The organism is Paraburkholderia sp. J10-1, assembly GCF_905220165.1.
Taxonomy (GTDB): Bacteria; Pseudomonadota; Gammaproteobacteria; order Burkholderiales; family Burkholderiaceae; genus Paraburkholderia.
The window spans coordinates 160459-178255 of sequence record NZ_CAJMYW010000002.1; the positions used below are offsets into that span (position 1 = coordinate 160459).

The following is a 17797-nucleotide window of genomic DNA, read 5'->3' on the forward strand; positions in this document are numbered from 1 at the left end:
ACGGGCGGCTTGCGCCGCAGCCGCGACGTGCGCGTGCCGAAAGCGCCTTTTTGCGCTTTTTCGCAGTTTGACGCCCGTCTATTACAGCCTTTTACATTCATGCGCGCTGTGTAGCGCGCTGACACATTTTCGCCAGGCGTTTTAAGAATCGCTTAAGTCTTCGTGCGCATCATCGCTTCACTCAGAAGAAACGCATGCAGCAGGAGGTTCCGTGAAACAGCAAGATCCGCAGATCCAGACGACGAGTCAGGTCAACAGCGAGGCAGCGCCCGGTGCGAAGCCCGTTCGCCGCACCTTGTTGCGCCGTTTGCTCAGCCACCACGAGCTTGCGACCCTCCTGTTGCTGCTGCATGCGCCGATCGATGCGCACGCCAAACCGGAAATTCCCATGCTCAAGGAAGCCGGCCTCGTCGAGCAGGTGCAGGACGCCGCCGGTGACGCGCGCATCCGCCTCACGTCGGAAGGCAACGCCGTGCTGCAAGGACTCGGCCTCGCGCGCTGAGGTTGCCGCGCGCCGCACCGGACACGTCGAACAAAAAAGACGGCGACACGCATTGCGTGCCGCCGTTTTTTTTGCCGAACCGCATAACGGTGCGCGCGTCGCCTCAAGCCGGCTCGAGCTCCTCATTTTCGGCGGCGAACGCCTCATTTTCGTCCTGCAAGCGCAGTAGCCGGTAGCCGCTCTTGTATACCGGCTGGAGCCGGAAGCCGTTCGGCGTCTCGATCTCCAGCAGCAGACGCAGGCGCGACACGTGGCTGTCGATCGTGCGGGTCAGCGTATGCAACTCGCGCCCCCACACCATCGCGTAAATATGATCGCGCGAGAGCACCCGGCCGATGTTCGAAAAGAACAGCGCGGCGAGCCGGTATTGCGTAGTCGAAAGCTCCACGGGCTTGCGATGCACGCTGACAGCCTGACGCCGCATATCGAAGTGATAGGGACCCGCGTCGATCGTCATATTCTCGTAGCGGTCGGGAAACGCGCGGCGCAAGAGCGCGTTCACGCGCGCGCGCAGCACCGAAGGGCACACTGGCAGGCCCACATAGTCGTCTGCGCCAACCGAAAACGCGCGCACCACGCTCTCGTCGGACGCGTCTTCCGAGACGAAAAGTACCGGAATCTGACTGCCGTTCACCGCCCGCAACGTTCTCAGCAACTCGGCGCCGGCAACCTGCGAGCCCTGCCAGTCGAGCACGAGCATGTCGACCGTCGATGCGGCCAGCGTCCTCGCCAGTGTGAGCGCGTCGCTGAACTGAACGCAGGCGTGACCGCATTGCGTCAACACGCGCTCGAGTTGCTGGCGATGGGCAGCGTCGCGCTGGAAAATCGCGATGCGCATAGTGGGTCCTTTTATGAATCGACTATCGAAGCGTGCAATTTTGTGGAGATGTGCAAAAACTGCCCATCGGACGAGTCCGAAATCCAATCGGCCGCAGCGCTTTCCCACAGCCGCCCATGCGCGCTCTGACGGACGCAGGCCAGGCCCGCGTCTGGCGGCCGGCAAGCTTCCTGTAGAATCTCCGGCTGGCCTGAACTCGTCGGCACGTCCGCCCACCCGCGCGGACGCGCTGTTGCCGTGCCCCCACCCTTGCGCCCGCCTATCCGACGACCGCCGCCCCCGCGCCACGCGCGCACCAGGCAAATTCGGCCATCACGGACGTCCGCACGCGTTCTTCACGCGCTACATGCAACGTCGTACATAACAACATCCTGGTTTTTCGGAAATGCAAGCAACAGACATTGGCGTGCGCACGCCTGCCGCTGCGCGCGCGCTCACCCGCAGCGACTACAAGACGCTCGGGCTCGCCGCGCTTGGCGGCGCCCTCGAGTTCTACGACTTCATCATCTTCGTGTTCTTCGCGCCGGCTATCGGCCAGTTGTTCTTCCCCGCAACGATTCCCGACTGGCTGCGCCAGCTGCAGACCTTCGGCATCTTCGCGGCGGGCTACCTCGCGCGCCCGCTCGGCGGCATTGTCATGGCGCATTTCGGCGACCTGCTCGGCCGCAAGCGCATGTTCACGCTCTCCGTGCTGCTGATGGCGCTGCCCACGCTCGCCATGGGCTGCCTGCCCACCTTTGCTTCGATCGGCGTGCTCGCGCCCGTGCTGCTGCTCGCGCTGCGCGTGCTGCAAGGCGCAGCCGTGGGCGGCGAGGTGCCGGGCGCGTGGGTGTTCGTTTCCGAGCACGTGCCGCGCCGCCATATCGGCTATGCGTGCGGCACGCTCACGGCGGGCCTCACGTTCGGCATCCTGCTCGGCTCGCTGATCGCCGCGGCCGTCAATCATCACTACGCCCCGAGCGACATCGCCGCGTATGCCTGGCGCATTCCGTTCCTGATCGGCGGGCTGTTCGGCATGTTCTCGGTGTATCTGCGCCAGTGGCTGCACGAAACGCCCGTGTTCGCGGAAATGAAGGCGCGCAAGTCGCTCGCCGAAGAAATTCCGCTCAAGGCCGTGCTGCGCGACCACGGCCGCGCCGTGATCGTCTCGATGCTGCTCACGTGGATGCTGTCGGCCGCCATCGTCGTCGTGATCCTCATGACGCCGCCGCTGCTGCAAAAGCAGTTCCATCTCGACGCCACCACGTCGCTGCTGGCGAACTGCGTGGCCACGCTCTTTCTCACGGTAGGCTGCGTGAGCGCGGGCGCGCTCGCGGACCGCTTCGGCGCGCGCCGCGTGCTGGCCATTGGCGGCATTGCGCTCGCGATCTCGTACTACGTGCTGTTCCGCCAGATCGCCGTAGACAGTTCGATGCTCATGCCGCTCTACGCGGTGAGCGGGCTGCTGGTCGGCACGATCGGCGCGGTGCCGTATGTGATGGTGAACGCGTTCCCGCCCGTGGTGCGCTTCTCGGGCATCTCGTTCTCGTACAACGTGGCGTATGCCGTGTTCGGCGGCCTCACGCCGATCGTCGTCGCACTGCTGATGAAGTCCGCACCGCTCGCGCCCACTTATTACGTGGCCGCGATCTGTGTGCTCGGCGCGATCACCACGCTGTTCTTCAAGGACCCGCACCGGGAGTCGTAAATGCCCCGCCGGGCGCTCTGAACGCACGCTGAGCGCACACTGAGCGCCCGCCCGGTCCGGCACCATTTTTCCGGCGGCTTCGACGATTCACCTCGCGCTGAAACGTCGAAGCCGGCGAGCGTCCTACCATGGGCGCATGAATACCTCACACCCCACCCCCGCCCCCGTCCATTTCACGCCCGCGCTCACGCGTATCGTCGCAACCGTCAGCATCGGGTTCGTCGTCACGCAGCTCGACGTGACCATTGTCAATATCGCGCTCGCGCGCGTCGCAACCGATCTCCATGCGAACGTCGCGGGCCTGCAATGGATCGTCGACGCCTACACGCTCGCCTTCGCGGTGCTGATGCTCTCGGGCGGCGTGCTCGGCGAGCGCTACGGCGCGCGCCGCCTCTACGCCGCCGGTCTTGTCGTGTTCGCGTTCGCCTCGCTCGCCTGCGGGCTCGCGGCCAATCCGGTCATGCTGATCGCCGCCCGCGCGGTGCAGGGCGCGGGCGCGGCGGCCATGCTGCCCAACTCGCTCGCGTTGCTCAATGAAGCGTGCCGCCACGACCGCGGGCTGAGGGCACGCGCCGTGGGTTTCTGGACCGCAGCGGGCGCCATCTCGATCGCCGCGGGCCCGGTGGCGGGCGGCCTGCTGATCGCGGCGTTCGGCTGGCGCAGCATTTTCCTCGTCAACCTGCCACTGTGCGCGGCCGGCCTGTGGGCCACGCTCGCGTGGATTCCCGCGCCGCGCCGCCACCAGCACGAATCCACCGCTGCCGGCGCGCCCGCCGCGCGCAGCCTCGACGTGCGCGGCCAGCTCCTCGCCATCGTGGCGCTCACGGCCTTTACGGGCGCCGTGATCGAATGGCGGCCGCTCGGCTTCGCGCACTGGGCCGTGGCTGGCGGCTTTGCGCTCGCGTTCGTAGCGGGTTTGGCGTTTGTCGCGCTCGAAGCGCGCACGCGCGACCCCATGGTGCCGCTCGCCATGCTGCGCAACCGCACGTTCAGCGCGGCCGTGCTGTTCGGTATCTGCGTGAATCTCACGTATTACGGCACCGTGTTCGTGCTCGCGCTTTACCTGCAGCATGCGCGCGGCGAAACGCCGTTGCAGGCGGGCCTTGCGTTCATTCCGCTCACCGGCGGGTTCCTGCTCTCGAATATCGTGAGCGGCCATGTGGTGGCGCATTACGGCACGCGCCGGCCGATGATCGTCGGCGCGCTGATCGCGGGTGCGGGCTATGCGCTACTGGTCGGCGTGGACGCCGCGACGCCGCTCGCCTTCGTGCTGCTCGCCTTCCTGCTGATTCCCTCGGGCATGGGCCTCGCCGTGCCTGCGATGACGACGGCCGTGCTTTCCTCAGTCGAACCCGCGCGCGCGGGCACGGCCTCGGCGCTGCTCAATACGGCGCGTCAGGCGGGCGGTGCGGTGGGAGTGGCGGCGTTCGGTGCGCTCGCGGGCGGCGCGCTCGCGGCACAGGTGGTGGCCGGCCTGCGTGCGGAAACGGCGGTCTCGACGGCGCTCCTGCTCACGGCGGCCGGGCTCGCCTGGTTCGTGAAAACCGATCCGGCGCATGCGCGCGTGCGCCGTGCCGCGCCTGCGCGGATGAACGAGCCGGAATCGCGCTGATGCAATGGCGAGCTGGGGTGACGCGCTGTGATGGCGCACTGCGGCGCCAAATTACAGCGACGCCTCCTGGATCGTGCCGGAGTCGATCGCGCGGGCGATCAAGCCATCGCTCTGCGCCTTGCGGATGGCGTGGGCAATCAGCTGGTCGGGCTCTTCGAGCTCGGCCTTGAGCGCGCCGAGAATCCCGGTGGCGTCGAGAATCACCAGCGTCTTCGCGGTATCCGCATAGCTGATGAACACGCGCCGCGTGCCGTCCTCCGCAAGACTCGCGCAGAACTGCCCGGTCTTGCCTGCCACGTTGAAGTCGAAGTTCTGTATCAAGGCCTGCTCCCTTTACACCCGGTTGCCCGGTGGTTGTGATTCGACACTCGCGCCTCGCCATACAAAGGCGTCAGCCTCGCAGGCCGCCGCGCGGCGCGCGCATGCCATCAACGGAAGCACGTCCCGCGCCCGTCACGCTCAACAACAGGAAACCGCCCGCGATCGCCACGTTTTTCCAGAAGTGAATAACCGCATCTTGCTGCGCCGCCGCCTGGGTCACGTTCCAGAAGTCATGGCCCAGTATCGCCGTGACAATAGCGTACAGGGCCAGCAGGAACGCAACCGCGCGTGTGCGCACGCCCAGCACGAGCGCGATGCCGCCGAGCAGTTCGATGACGGTCGCCACGATTGCGCCATACGAGGCATACGGCACGCCCTTCGAGTGCAGGTAGCCGACGAACCCCGCGTACCCCAGCAGCTTCATGGCACCGCCCCAGAGAAACAGAATGGCGAGCGCGATGCGGGCGATGAAGATGATGAAGGAATCGGCGGGACGGGTCATGGAGGGCTCCGGTATGCAATATCGGAATGACCACAGGGCGCACGGTCAGTTCCCTCGAATTGATACGGGAACGGCAGACGAAGCGTGACGCGCCAGGGCGTGCCGTACGCCGGAGCGACGCAAACGAACCCGGAAACCAGGCCGGCAATTGATTCGGAATGCTATGGAATTTACGTAGCAGCGAATGCGGCGATTCGCTCGCGATGCCACGACACGAACGCACAAACCCGCGCAAAACACCGCGGCGCTGGCACGCTCAATGCTTGTGGCGCATGCCGTGCGGCCGATGCGCGTCGAGCCAGCGAGTCAGGCGCGCCTCGAGCGCGCCTCTGCTGCGGCGCGACACGGCCCACATGACCGCGCACACCAGCAACATGACGCCTGGTCCGAGCAGATAAGCAGCAACCGTTTCCCTCATGGCTGTCTCCTCAGCGCGACGCCACAGTACGTGAGATTTTTCATTCTAGGCGATAGCGCGGCACACGGTAAACGTCGTCCACGCATGCAGCAGGGACATAAACCCAAGGTTTTCATATATCCGATGTCGGCAGCGCCAGACAGTTTCTTTACCTCATACGTAATCGCTTCGGCCACGCGTTTCGCTAAAATCGGCGCCATGACCACGCTCGCTTCCATTCTCCCTGCAACGCCGTCCGGCACTGTGCGCCGCAGCGTCGGCGAGATGCTGCGCGACTGGCGCGTGCGCCGGCGCATGAGCCAGCTGCTGCTCGCCACCGAAGCCGAGATTTCCACGCGCCATTTGAGCTTCGTCGAGTCGGGCCGCGCGCTGCCGAGCCGCGAGATGGTCATGCATCTCGCGGAGCAACTCGACGTGCCGCTGCGCGAGCGCAACGCGCTGCTAATGGCGGCAGGCTACGCGCCGCTCTATCGCGAGCGGGCGCTCGACGACCCGCAGCTCGCCGCCGCGCGCGAGGCGGTCGATCTCGTGCTGCGTGGGCACGAGCCCTATCCTGCCGTAGCAGTGGACCGCCACTGGAATATCGTCGCCGCGAACGGCTCGCTCGCACCGCTCATCGGCGACGCTTCACCCGCGCTGCTCGCCGCGCCCATCAATGCGCTGCGGCTTTCGCTGCATCCGGAAGGCATGGCGCCGCGGATCGTCAACTGGCACGCGTGGCGTGCGCATCTGCTGACGCGCCTGCAGCGTCAGATCGATGCAAGCGCCGACCCCGCGCTCGCCGCGCTGCACGAGGAGCTCGCGTCGTATCCCACCCCGCCGGGCGTGGCGAACACGAGCGCCGAGCCCATCGCCCACCACATTGCCGTGCCGCTGCGCGTGCGCACGGTGCTTGGCGAACTGGCGTTCTACAGCACGACCACCGTGTTCGGCACACCGGTCGACATCACGCTTTCCGAACTGGCAATCGAAGCGTTCTTTCCCGCCAATCCGCAAACGGCGCAGGCATTACGCGATCACGCGCGTTGAAGTCGGTCTGGCTCGTGAAACGAGCGCGAACAATCATTGCGGATTCATGCGCACGCAACGATCCAGCAACTCCACGCACGGCAGAGTCAATCTCAATCGACTACAAAAAAAAGCGCCGTTTTGCGCCTTTATTTACGAATCATTTTCACCTTGATAATGCAATCGAGAAAAATCTGCGCGACGCTCAATTGATCGATTCATTCACGAAATCAAGGCAATTTCCTTCACCGAAAGAAAGCTTTGAAACTTGTATCGTTCTCAAACATCTCCCTATGCAAACGCGTGTTTTGCACAATCGACGTTTCGCAATTTTTCCGACAAATATTGCAAAAAATCGATATGTTCACGTGAATACGTCGAAATAGATTACATTCATCTCCTTTACATCTTCTAATTCCTCCTCTTAAATACCGGTGTCCCGGACGCGCACACACGCTGGAGATGCCATGAGCCATTTTCTGGATCGTCTGCGTTACTTCACTGCGGCACGAACACAATTCGCGGACGGTCACGGCGCCGTCACAGACGAAGACCGAAAATGGGAGGAGGCTTACCGTACACGCTGGCAGCACGACAAGATCGTGCGCTCGACACACGGCGTGAATTGCACGGGCTCATGCTCGTGGAAAATCTATGTGAAGGGCGGCATTGTCGCGTGGGAAACGCAGCAAACCGACTATCCGCGCACGCGCCCCGACATGCCCAACCACGAACCGCGCGGCTGCTCGCGCGGCGCGTCGTATTCGTGGTATCTCTATAGCGCCAATCGCCTCAAGTATCCGCTCGTACGCAGCGCACTCGTGAAGCTGTGGCGCGAAAAGCGCCGCACGCTCGAGCCCGTTGCCGCGTGGGCCGCCATTGTCGATGACGACGCCGCGCGAAAAAGTTATCAAACGCGGCGCGGTCTTGGCGGCTTCGTGCGGGCAGACTGGAGCGAAGCGCTCGAAATCGCGGCCGCCGCGAACGTGCACACCATCAAGCGCCACGGCCCCGACCGCGTGATCGGCTTCTCGCCCATTCCCGCCATGTCGATGGTGTCGTACGCGGCCGGCTCGCGCTATCTCTCGCTCATCGGCGGCGTGTGCCTCTCGTTCTACGACTGGTACTGCGACCTGCCGCCCGCCTCGCCGCAAACATGGGGCGAGCAGACCGACGTGCCCGAATCCGCAGACTGGTACAACTCGTCGTTCATCGTGATGTGGGGGTCGAATGTGCCGCAAACGCGCACGCCCGACGCGCACTTCATGGTGGAAGCGCGCTATCGCGGCGCGAAGATCGTTTCGATCTTCCCCGACTACGCCGAAGGCGCGAAGTTCGGCGACATCTGGCTGCATCCCAAGCAAGGCACCGACGCGGCACTCGCGCTCGCCATGGGCCACGTGATCCTCAAGGAGTATCACCTCGCCGGCAAAAGCGCCTATTTCGCCGACTATTGCAGCCGCTTCACCGACATGTCCTGTCTCGTCGCGCTCGTCGAGCGCGACGGTCAGTACGTGCCCGACCGCTATCTGCGCGCGTCCGACTTCGAAGGCGCACTCGCGCAGGAGAACAACGCCGAATGGAAGACCGTGGTGATCGACAGCGCGACGAACGAGTTCGCGGTGCCGCTCGGCTCGGTGGGCTTTCGCTGGGGCCAGCAGGAAGGCGCCGATCGCGGCAAGTGGAACCTGCGCGAGGAAGGTGTTGACGGCGCGCCGCTCAAGCCCGCGCTCTCGCTCGTCGAAAAGCACGACGACGTGGTGGACGTGCTGTTCCCCTACTTCGGCAACGTCGCGCATCCGCATTTCCCGCACACCTCGCACGGACCGGTGCTGAGCCGCCGCATTGGCGTGCGGCGTGTGGCGACGCCCGCCGGCGAGCGGCTCGTGGCTACGGTCTACGATCTCTTCGTGGCGAACTACGGGCTCGACCAGGGCCTGGGCGGCAAGGACCTCGCGCATAGCTACGACGACGACATGCCCTACACGCCTGCCTGGCAGGAAGCGATTACCGGCGTGAAGCGCGCGGACGTCATCAACGTCGCGCGCCAGTTCGCCGAGAACGCCGACAAGACCGAAGGCCGCTCGATGGTCATCATCGGCGCGGGCATCAATCACTGGTTCCACATGGACATGGCGTATCGCGCCATCATCAACATGCTCGTGATGTGCGGCTGCGTCGGCAAGTCCGGTGGCGGCTGGTCGCATTACGTGGGCCAGGAAAAGTTGCGCCCGCAAACAGGCTGGACCGCGCTCGCGTTCGCACTCGACTGGAACCGGCCGCCGCGCCAGATGAATGCCACGTCGTTCTTCTATGCGCATACCGACCAGTGGCGCTACGACCCGATGAATCCCACGGACCTGCTTTCGCCGCTCGCGAACAAGGCCGGCTACCACGGCGCGCCGATCGACTACAACGTACGCGCCGAGCGCATGGGCTGGCTGCCTTCCGCGCCGCAACTCACGAGCAATCCGCTGGAGCTGGGCCGCTCCCTCGAAGACCCTTCGAAAGCCGGCGCCGAAGTCGCGCACCGACTGAAAGACGGCAGCCTCAAGCTCGCCTGCGAGGACCCCGACAATCCGGCCGTGTTTCCGCGCAACCTGTTCGTGTGGCGCTCGAACCTGCTCGGCTCGTCTGGCAAGGGGCACGAGTACTTCCTGAAGCATCTGCTTGGCACAACGAACGGTGTGCAGGGCGAGGAAGTGGTCAAGGACGGCGTGCCGCGTCCCGAAGAGGTCGTCTGGCATGAGGACGCACCCAAAGGCAAGCTCGACCTGCTCTGCACGCTCGACTTCCGCATGTCCACCACCTGCATGTACTCGGACATCGTGTTGCCCACCGCCACGTGGTACGAGAAGGACGACATGAATACGTCCGACATGCACCCGTTCATTCACCCGCTCTCCGCCGCTGTCGATCCGGCGTGGCAGGCGCGCAGCGACTGGGACATTTTCAAGGCCATCGCGAAGCGCTTTTCCGAACTGAGCGTCGGCCATCTCGGCGTGGAGCGCGACGTGGTGCTCGCGCCCATCGCGCACGACGGCGCGGGCGAACTGGCGCAGCCCTTCGGCGTGGCCGACTGGAAACGCGGCGAATGCGAGCCGGTTCCTGGCAAGACCATGCCGGGCGTGGTCACGCTCGAGCGCAACTACCCCGAGACGTATCACCGCTTCACGTCGCTCGGGCCGCTCATGGACAAGCTCGGCAACGGCGGCAAGGGCATTAGCTGGAATACCGAGGAGGAAGTGCACGAACTCGGCGCGCTGAACTATCGCGATCAATCCGAAGACGCCGGCGACGCGAAGGGCCGACCTCGCATCGAAACCGCGCTCGACGCCGCGGAGACGATTCTTTCGCTCGCACCCGAAACGAACGGCGCGGTGGCGAAGAAAGCGTGGGAAGCGCTCTCGAAGTTCACGGGCATCGAGCACGCGCATCTCGCCGATGCCCGCGCCGACGAAAAGATCCGCTTTCGCGATATCCAGGCGCAGCCGCGCAAAATCATCTCGTCGCCAACGTGGAGCGGCATCGAGTCGGAACACGTGTCGTACAACGCGGGTTACACGAACGTGCACGAGCTGATCCCCTGGCGCACGCTGAGCGGCCGCCAGCAGCTCTATCAGGACCATACGTGGATGCGCGATTTCGGCGAGGCGCTGTGCGTCTACAAGCCGCCTATCGACACGGGCAGTTACGAAAAGATGGCGGGCTCGCGCTCGAACGGCAATCCGGAGCTGGCGCTCAACTTCATCACGCCGCACCAGAAGTGGGGCATTCACAGCACCTACACCGACAATTTGCTGATGCTCACGCTCTCGCGCGGCGGCCCGATCGTGTGGATTTCGGAGCAGGACGCCGCGCAGATCGGCGTGGTCGACAACGACTGGATCGAATGCTTCAACGCGAACGGTGCGCTCTGCGCGCGCGCCGTGGTGAGCCAGCGTATTCCGCGCGGCATGGTGATGATGTACCACGCACAGGAAAAAATCGTGAACACGCCGGGCTCCGAAATAACGGGCACGCGCGGCGGCATTCACAACTCGGTCACGCGCATTTCGCTCAAGCCTACGCACATGATCGGCGGCTATGCGCAGCTCGCTTACGGCTTCAACTACTACGGCACAGTCGGCTCGAACCGCGATGAATTCCTCATCGTGCGCAAGATGAAGAACGTCGACTGGCTCGACACGGAGGAAACGCCCGTTGGTCCCTTGCCTGCCGCTGTGAATGCGGCCGTTCGCGAAGGAGAAGGCTCATGAAAGTGCGCGCACAGATCGCGATGGTGCTGAACCTCGACAAGTGCATTGGCTGTCACACCTGTTCGGTCACCTGCAAGAACGTCTGGACGAGCCGCGAGGGCATGGAATACGCGTGGTTCAACAACGTCGAGACGAAGCCCGGCATTGGCTACCCGAAGGAGTGGGAGAACCAGGAGCGCTGGCGCGGCGGCTGGGTCCGCAAGGCCGATGGCCAGATCGAGCCGCGCCTCGGCGGCAAGTGGCGGTTGCTCGCGCAGATCTTCGCGAATCCGCATCTGCCGGAAATCGACGACTACTACGAGCCCTTCACGTTCGACTACGCGCACTTGCAGGAAGCGGGCAACACGAAGGCCACGCCGGTTGCGCGGCCGCGCTCGCTCGTGAGCGGCGAGCGCATGGAGAAGATCGAGTGGGGTCCGAACTGGGAAGAGATTCTGGGCGGCGAGTTCGAGAAGCGTTCGAAGGACTATAACTTCGAAAACGTGCAGAAGGATATCTACGGTCAGTTCGAGAACACCTTCATGATGTATCTGCCGCGCCTGTGCGAGCACTGCCTGAACCCCGCATGCGTGGCCGCGTGCCCTTCCGGCTCGATCTACAAGCGCGAGGAAGACGGCATCGTGCTGATCGATCAGGACAAGTGCCGCGGCTGGCGCATGTGCGTTTCAGGCTGCCCGTACAAGAAGATCTACTTCAACTGGCAAAGCGGCAAGGCCGAGAAGTGCATCTTCTGCTATCCGCGCATCGAGGCGGGGCAACCCACGGTGTGCTCGGAAACCTGCGTGGGACGCATTCGCTACCTCGGCGTGCTGCTCTACGACGCCGATCGCATTCGCGAGGCCGCGAGCGTAGCGGACGAGAAGGATCTCTACCAGGCGCAACTCGACGTATTCCTCGACCCGTTCGATCCGGCCGTGATCGAGCAAGCCGCGCGCGACGGTGTGCCGCAGGCGTGGATCGACGGTGCGCAGCGCTCGCCCGTCTACAAGATGGCGATCGACTGGCGCATTGCCTTCCCGCTGCACCCGGAGTACCGCACGCTGCCGATGGTCTGGTACGTGCCGCCGCTTTCGCCGATCAACGCGGCGGCCAACAGCGGCGAACTCGGCATGAATGGCTGGCTGCCCGACGTGCATTCGCTGCGCATTCCGTTGCGCTATCTCGCGAACCTCCTCACCGCCGGAGACGAAAAGCCGGTGCAGGTCGCGCTGGAACGCCTGCTCGCCATGCGCGCGTTCATGCGTGCGCGCCATGTGGACCGCATGGATGCCCCGCAGGTCCTCTCGCAAGTGGGACTGTCGCTCGCACAGGTCGAGGAGATGTATCGCTATCTCGCGATTGCGAACTACGAGGATCGTTTCGTGATTCCCACCACGCACCGTGAATACGCGGAAAACGCCTTCGACCTGCGCTCGTCATGCGGCTTCACGTTCGGCAACGGCTGCTCGGACGGTAAATCGGAGGCGAGCCTGTTCGCACCGAAGAGTGGGCATCGCAAGATTCCCATTCAGGAGATCTGACCATGTTCGCCGCTCGTCCCCAGCCCATGACGTACCGGCTCATTGCGTCGCTGCTCGAATACCCCGATGCGTCGCTCATCGAGGCCGTGCATGAATTACGCGCGATCGTACGCAGCGAGCGCGCATTCGGCGCCGAGGCGCGCGAGAAGCTGGAGCGCTTCCTCGACTATCTCGGCTCGCGCGATCTGCTTGCGCTGCAGGAAAACTACGTCGCGTTGTTCGACCGCGGCCGCGCAACATCGCTGCATTTGTTCGAGCACGTACACGGCGAATCGCGCGATCGAGGCCAGGCGATGATCGACCTCGTTCAGACCTACGAGAAGCACGGCATGTTGCTGCAGCCCGGCCAGTTGCCCGACTACCTCCCCGTGTTCCTCGAATATCTCTCGATTCTGGAGACGAACGAGGCGCGCGCACTGCTGGGCGAGACCGTCGCGATCCTGCAATCGATTACGCAGGAACTGAGCCGGCGCAACAGCCACTACGCATATGTGATCGGCGCGCTGCTGCCGCTCGCGGGCGCGGGCGGCGCGGATCTGCCCGAAGCGGCACACGACGACGACGCGGGCAAGCCGCACGACAAAGAGCATCTGCGAGCGCTCGACGCAGCCTGGGCCGATGAGCCCGTGCAATTCATGGGGGCGGAGCGCCCTGCCGTCGCACCGGTCGAGTTTCACCCGCGCCGCGCGCCGCGCTAGAAAGGCAACACACGCTACCCGGGCACGCCGTTCGAACACCGCAAGCAAGGAGCCGTCATGGGCGATTACTTTCATCAGTTTCTGTTCGGCATCTATCCGTACATCTGCCTTGCGGTGCTGCTGTTCGGCTCGCTCGTGCGCTTCGACCGCGAGCAGTACACGTGGAAGAGCGACTCGTCGCAACTGCTGCGGCGCGGCGCGCTGCGGCTTGGCAGCAACCTGTTCCACTGGGGCATTCTCGTCGTGGTGATGGGTCACTTCGTCGGCTTTCTCGCGCCGCACTGGCTCGTCGCGCCGTTCATCTCGGCCACCGTGCACCAGTTGCTCGCGATGGTCGCGGGCGGCGTGGCCGGCAGCTTCGCCATTGTCGGCCTCACGATCCTGATCGTGCGGCGGCTTGGCGACACGCGCATTCGCGTGAACAGCAAGCCGTCGGACATCCTCATCGTGTTCATGCTGTGGGCGCAACTCGCGCTCGGCCTCGCGACCGTGGTGCTCTCGGCGCGCCACATGGATGGCCTGATGTTCGAACAGCTCACCGACTACGTGAAGGGCGTGGTGACGTTCCGCCCCAATATTGCCGCGCTGCTCGACGGCGTGCCGCTCGTGTATCAAACCCATATCGCACTCGGCTTCACGATCTTCCTCGTTTCGCCCTTCACGCGCATGGTGCATATCTGGAGCGGCATCGCTTCGGTGTTCTATCTGATCCGGCCGTACCAGCTCGTGCGCAAGCGCTAATCGCCAACCGGAACCAGGAGCGCGATCGATGATGAATGCGGCCCCCCACGAAGAACAGCCAGCCCAGCCCGCCCGCGTGAACGACGTTGAGATCGGCCTCGCCGCAATCGAAGCCGAGCGCGGCAACCACGCCGACGACCCGGACCCCGCGCTCGCCGCGCGGCGCACGCTCGTCGTGCACGAACTGCTGCGCCAGCGCGCCGTGGCGCTGAACCTGCTGGCGCCCGACGCCGAACTCGACGACAGCACGACAGACAAGCTGCTAGAGCGCGAACTGCGCGTGCCCGAGCCGACGCCCGAAGACTGCGAGCGCTACTACACGCAGCACACAAAGCGCTTCGTGCGCAACGAACTCGTGTACGCGAGCCACATTCTCTTCGCCATTACTGACCGCGTGCCGCTCGCGATGCTGCGCCAGAAAGCCGAAGCAACGCTGCGCGAGTTGCAGCAGGCGCCCGACACGTTCGAGGCGCTGGCGCGCCAGTTCTCGAACTGCCCTTCAGCGGGCGTGGGCGGGAGTCTTGGCCAGCTCACGCGCGGCGACACGGTGCCCGAGTTCGAAGCGGCGCTGTTCGACTGCGCCGACATGGGCGTTCTGCCGCGCCTCGTACGCACACGCTTCGGTTTTCATCTCGTGCGCGTGGATCAGCGCGTGCCCGGAAATCCGGTGCGCTACGAGGAAGTCTCCGGCGACATCGCGCGCTTTCTCAGCGAACGCGTGCGCCACAAGGCCATTCAACAGTACGTATCGATTCTGGCATCGGAAGCGACGCTCGAAAACGCGGCCCTGGAAGCGGCGACGAGCCCGCTCGTCCAGTGATGTCGATGTGCATTCCGACTCGATGGAGGCAACATGAATCTGCGTAGCGAACCGGCGCGCCCCGTGACGAGCGCGGCGCAGCCCGAGAAAGTCGGCGCGAAGGCATGGTCCGTCCTGCTCGTCAGCACGCTCGCGTTTCTTGTCTGTTTCGTGGTGTGGATGATGTTCGGCGTGCTCGGCGTGCAGCTGCGCGAGGAACTCCAGCTCAACAGCACCGAGTTCGGCCTGCTAACCGCCACCCCCGTGCTGACCGGCGCGCTCATGCGGCTGCCGCTCGGCGCGTGGACCGACCGCTTCGGCGGACGCATCGTCATGACCACGCTGCTCGTGGTCTGCGCCGTGCCGGTGTATATCGTCAGCTACGCAAGCGAGCTGTGGCAATTCCTGCTCATCGGTCTCTTCCTCGGCTGCGTGGGCGCCTCGTTCGCAGTGGGCACGCCGTACGTGGCGCGCTTTTTCCCGCCGAGCCAGCGCGGCTTCGCCATGGGTTTTTTCGGTGCGGGCACCGTGGGCGCCGCCGTCAACCTGTTCGTCACGCCGCAACTGGAGAATCTCTATGGATGGCGCTTCGTGCCGCGCGTCTATGCCGTCGCGCTGCTCGTGACCGCCGTGATTTTCTGGCTCGGCTCGGCGCGCGACCCGGGCGCCGGCAAGTCGGGCGGCTCGCTGCTCGACTCGTTCAAGGTGCTGGCCGACCCGCGCGTGTGGCGGCTATGCCAGTACTACTCGATCACCTTCGGCGGCTTCACCGCGCTTTCGCTGTGGATTCCGCAATATCTGAAGGCGGAGTACGGCATGTCGCTCGTCATGGCTTCGGCCTTCGCCGCGGGCTTTTCGCTGCCAGGCTCTATCCTGCGCGCCGTGGGCGGCGTGCTCGCCGACAAGCTCGGCGCGCATACCGTCACGTGGTGGGGTCTGTGGGTGGCGTGGATTTGCCTCTTCATTCTCTCGTACCCGCCCACCGACTTCGTGATTCACACGATAGACGGCCAGGCGTCGCTGCACATCAGCATGCCGGTGTTCGGCTTCGTTGCGATCGCCTTCGTGCTGGGCGCGGTGTTCGCGTTTGGCATGGCCTCGACATTCAAGTATGTGGCCGACGACTTCCCCACCAACATGGGCATCGTGACCGGTATTGTCGGTCTGGCGGGCGGGCTGGGCGGCTTTTTGCTGCCGATCCTGTTCGGCATCCTGCTCGACTGGCTCAAGATCCGGTCGAGCTGCTTCATGCTGCTTTACGGCGTCGTATGGGTCTCGCTGATCCTGCTCTACATTTCCGAAGTCAAGCGCACGCCGATTCTTGGCGAACCCAGCGCCTGAACCGCGCACCGGTCAAACCTGCGCCGCTGCGGCTCAGGCCGCCGCTTTCACCGGCTCCGGGTCCGGTGCTGTGACAACCAGCACGCTGCACGACACGCGGTCGAGCAGCAAGCGGTCATCGCGACCGGCCCACCAACGCTTGAACGGACCGCGCCGGTGGTGAGCCAGCACGATGAGATCGGGCAGAAGCTCCGCGCAGTAGCTCGCGATCACGTCAATCGGCCGGCCCACCACGAAGTGGCCCGTTGCCGCGAGGCCCTTCTCCTGCAGGCAGGCCACCCCCTCACGCAGAATCTCGCGCGCCGCCTCTTCCGCGGCTTCGAACGGCACGGCAGACGCGATGTCCGTCCCCCATTGCAGCGGCGCCTGATCGAGCACGGCGAGCAAATGCGTTTGCGCGTGGCATGTGCGCGCAAGGTCGGCGCCCTCGCGCAAAGCCCGGCGGCCTTCGCGCGTTGCGTCGTAACACAGCAGAATCCTGTTGAACGAGGCCATGATTCCTCCCCCGACGATTCCCGGCGCAAGACAGGCGAGCGCGCCGTACACCCGAAGTGCCGCTTTCATTATGGCAGCTGTATCACATCATGATATGACTGGAACGCTGGCCTGCGCCGCCGCACTACGCTCCCCCGCAAACGTTACAAAGACGCGATCTCCGCGCAATATCCGCTCTGCATATATTCCCGGAAACAACGGTGTTACCTGTCTTCTGCACTCGTAACATCTCAGTTACACATTGCCCTGTTACAGGTCGTCAGGGTCGAAACACCTGTTACATCTTAATCGTCATAGGTATTAATCCGCAGACCCGCATTTTTTACCTGTCAACGCCACTCCTTTCTAAACGTTTATTCCATGGCGCCGGCGCTTTTTGACTCGCGGCGATTCGTTGCGCATGCATCGAGAAGTTGGCGGAAACCCTGATAAACCAAGGCTGTGCGGCCAAATTCATCAATCAGATCAAGGCCTCGACGGCTGGCTGTAAGCCAGGTTTCAAACCACGGCAAAACTTACCGAAAATTATTTACAACAGTCCGATTATTTTTTTTCTGAGGGATTGCTTTCTGAGATAAGCCCTCATACAATTCAGTCCAAGGTTGTTACGAGATGTAACAACCTGTATCAAAGAGTCAGATCAAGCCAACGAGCGAAGATCGACGACAAGACCAGAAAAGATACAACGGCGAAAAAGCCGGGGGGTTAAATTCGGGGCTTCGGAAACTAGAGAAATGGACCGTAGCAGCGAGACGCTGGAATCTATCCGCGAAATTAATTTGTCGTATCTGATGCTCGCACAGCGCATGCTGCGCGAGGACAAGCCAGTCGGTATGTTCCGACTGGGACTGTCGTCGGAACTGGCCGATCTGCTTGGCGCTCTGTCGCTCGCGCAGATCGTCAGGTTGGCCTCTTCCGACCAACTTCTCTGTTTTTTCCGCTTCGACGATCATGCGATGTTGTCGGCGCTTACGCAGACTTCCAGGCATGCCGACGTGGCGGCAACCCATGCGGCCATCCTGCTAGCAGGACAGCCGGCTGGGCAATTCGCCTGAG

General features: G+C 63.9%; 16 protein-coding genes. 11 read left to right on the plus strand and 5 right to left on the minus strand.

The genetic code is table 11. The annotated features are described in order from the left end of the window. Positions 1-232: 232 nt before the first annotated feature. Entirely contained in the window at positions 233-502 is a 270-nt protein-coding gene (locus tag U5A65_RS07600) for a hypothetical protein (protein WP_321911770.1), read from the plus strand. Between the two features lie 103 nt (positions 503-605). Here the strand turns inward: U5A65_RS07600 and U5A65_RS07605 are convergent, their stop codons facing one another. Then, the gene (locus tag U5A65_RS07605; protein ID WP_321911440.1) at positions 606-1340 is read right to left on the minus strand and encodes a response regulator transcription factor; all 735 of its coding nucleotides are present in this window, start codon (positions 1338-1340) and stop codon (positions 606-608) included. Between the two features lie 385 nt (positions 1341-1725). Between U5A65_RS07605 and U5A65_RS07610 the strand changes: the two genes are divergently transcribed. Together U5A65_RS07610 and U5A65_RS07615 are read left to right on the plus strand one after the other, a co-directional pair. Then, the gene (locus tag U5A65_RS07610) at positions 1726-3027 is read left to right on the plus strand and encodes an MFS transporter (RefSeq protein WP_321911442.1); all 1302 of its coding nucleotides are present in this window, start codon (positions 1726-1728) and stop codon (positions 3025-3027) included. 136 nt (positions 3028-3163) lie between these two features. Then, positions 3164-4639 (plus strand): MFS transporter, encoded by a 1476-nt coding sequence (locus U5A65_RS07615; protein ID WP_321945952.1) that lies wholly within the window; start codon positions 3164-3166, stop codon positions 4637-4639. A gap of 51 nt (positions 4640-4690) precedes the next feature. On the opposite strand, the gene U5A65_RS07620 is transcribed toward U5A65_RS07615, so the two are convergent. The 3 genes from U5A65_RS07620 to U5A65_RS07630 form a co-directional block, all read right to left on the minus strand. Beyond that, a complete protein-coding gene (locus tag U5A65_RS07620) occupies positions 4691-4960 on the minus strand; it encodes a hypothetical protein (protein WP_321911446.1) in 270 nt (89 codons plus the stop codon). Positions 4961-5030: 70 nt separating this feature from the next. Beyond that, positions 5031-5462, minus strand: a complete 432-nt coding sequence (locus U5A65_RS07625) for a DoxX family protein (RefSeq protein WP_321911447.1) — start codon at positions 5460-5462, stop codon at positions 5031-5033. Positions 5463-5718: 256 nt separating this feature from the next. Further along, complete coding sequence (locus U5A65_RS07630; protein ID WP_321934102.1) at positions 5719-5880, minus strand: hypothetical protein; 162 nt, start codon at positions 5878-5880, stop codon at positions 5719-5721. 198 nt (positions 5881-6078) lie between these two features. On the opposite strand from U5A65_RS07630, the gene U5A65_RS07635 reads away from it, so the two are divergent. From U5A65_RS07635 to U5A65_RS07665, 7 genes are all read left to right on the plus strand, one after another. Next, positions 6079-6909: a helix-turn-helix transcriptional regulator gene (locus tag U5A65_RS07635; RefSeq protein WP_321911451.1), complete on the plus strand. Its 831-nt coding sequence runs from the start codon at positions 6079-6081 to the stop codon at positions 6907-6909. A gap of 446 nt (positions 6910-7355) precedes the next feature. Continuing rightward, complete coding sequence (locus U5A65_RS07640; RefSeq protein ID WP_321945953.1) at positions 7356-11147, plus strand: nitrate reductase subunit alpha; 3792 nt, start codon at positions 7356-7358, stop codon at positions 11145-11147. Beyond that, positions 11144-12667, plus strand: a complete 1524-nt coding sequence (narH, locus tag U5A65_RS07645) for a nitrate reductase subunit beta (protein ID WP_321934100.1) — start codon at positions 11144-11146, stop codon at positions 12665-12667. Before U5A65_RS07640 ends, narH begins: the two co-directional genes overlap by 4 nt. Before the next feature lie 2 nt (positions 12668-12669). After that, positions 12670-13365, plus strand: coding sequence for a nitrate reductase molybdenum cofactor assembly chaperone (gene narJ / locus U5A65_RS07650; protein ID WP_321934099.1), 696 nt, complete (start codon positions 12670-12672; stop codon positions 13363-13365). A 57-nt stretch (positions 13366-13422) separates the two neighbouring features. Then, a complete protein-coding gene (narI, locus tag U5A65_RS07655; RefSeq protein ID WP_321934098.1) occupies positions 13423-14106 on the plus strand; it encodes a respiratory nitrate reductase subunit gamma in 684 nt (227 codons plus the stop codon). A gap of 31 nt (positions 14107-14137) precedes the next feature. Next, entirely contained in the window at positions 14138-14926 is a 789-nt protein-coding gene (locus U5A65_RS07660) for a peptidylprolyl isomerase (protein WP_321946428.1), read from the plus strand. Positions 14927-14959: 33 nt separating this feature from the next. Beyond that, positions 14960-16246 (plus strand): nitrate/nitrite transporter, encoded by a 1287-nt coding sequence (locus U5A65_RS07665; RefSeq protein WP_321945954.1) that lies wholly within the window; start codon positions 14960-14962, stop codon positions 16244-16246. Positions 16247-16279: 33 nt separating this feature from the next. Here the strand turns inward: U5A65_RS07665 and U5A65_RS07670 are convergent, their stop codons facing one another. After that, positions 16280-16741, minus strand: coding sequence for a universal stress protein (locus U5A65_RS07670; protein ID WP_321911460.1), 462 nt, complete (start codon positions 16739-16741; stop codon positions 16280-16282). A gap of 734 nt (positions 16742-17475) precedes the next feature. Between U5A65_RS07670 and flhD the strand changes: the two genes are divergently transcribed. Beyond that, a complete protein-coding gene (flhD, locus tag U5A65_RS07675) occupies positions 17476-17796 on the plus strand; it encodes a flagellar transcriptional regulator FlhD (protein ID WP_042266670.1) in 321 nt (106 codons plus the stop codon). The last annotated feature ends 1 nt before the right edge of the window (position 17797 follow it).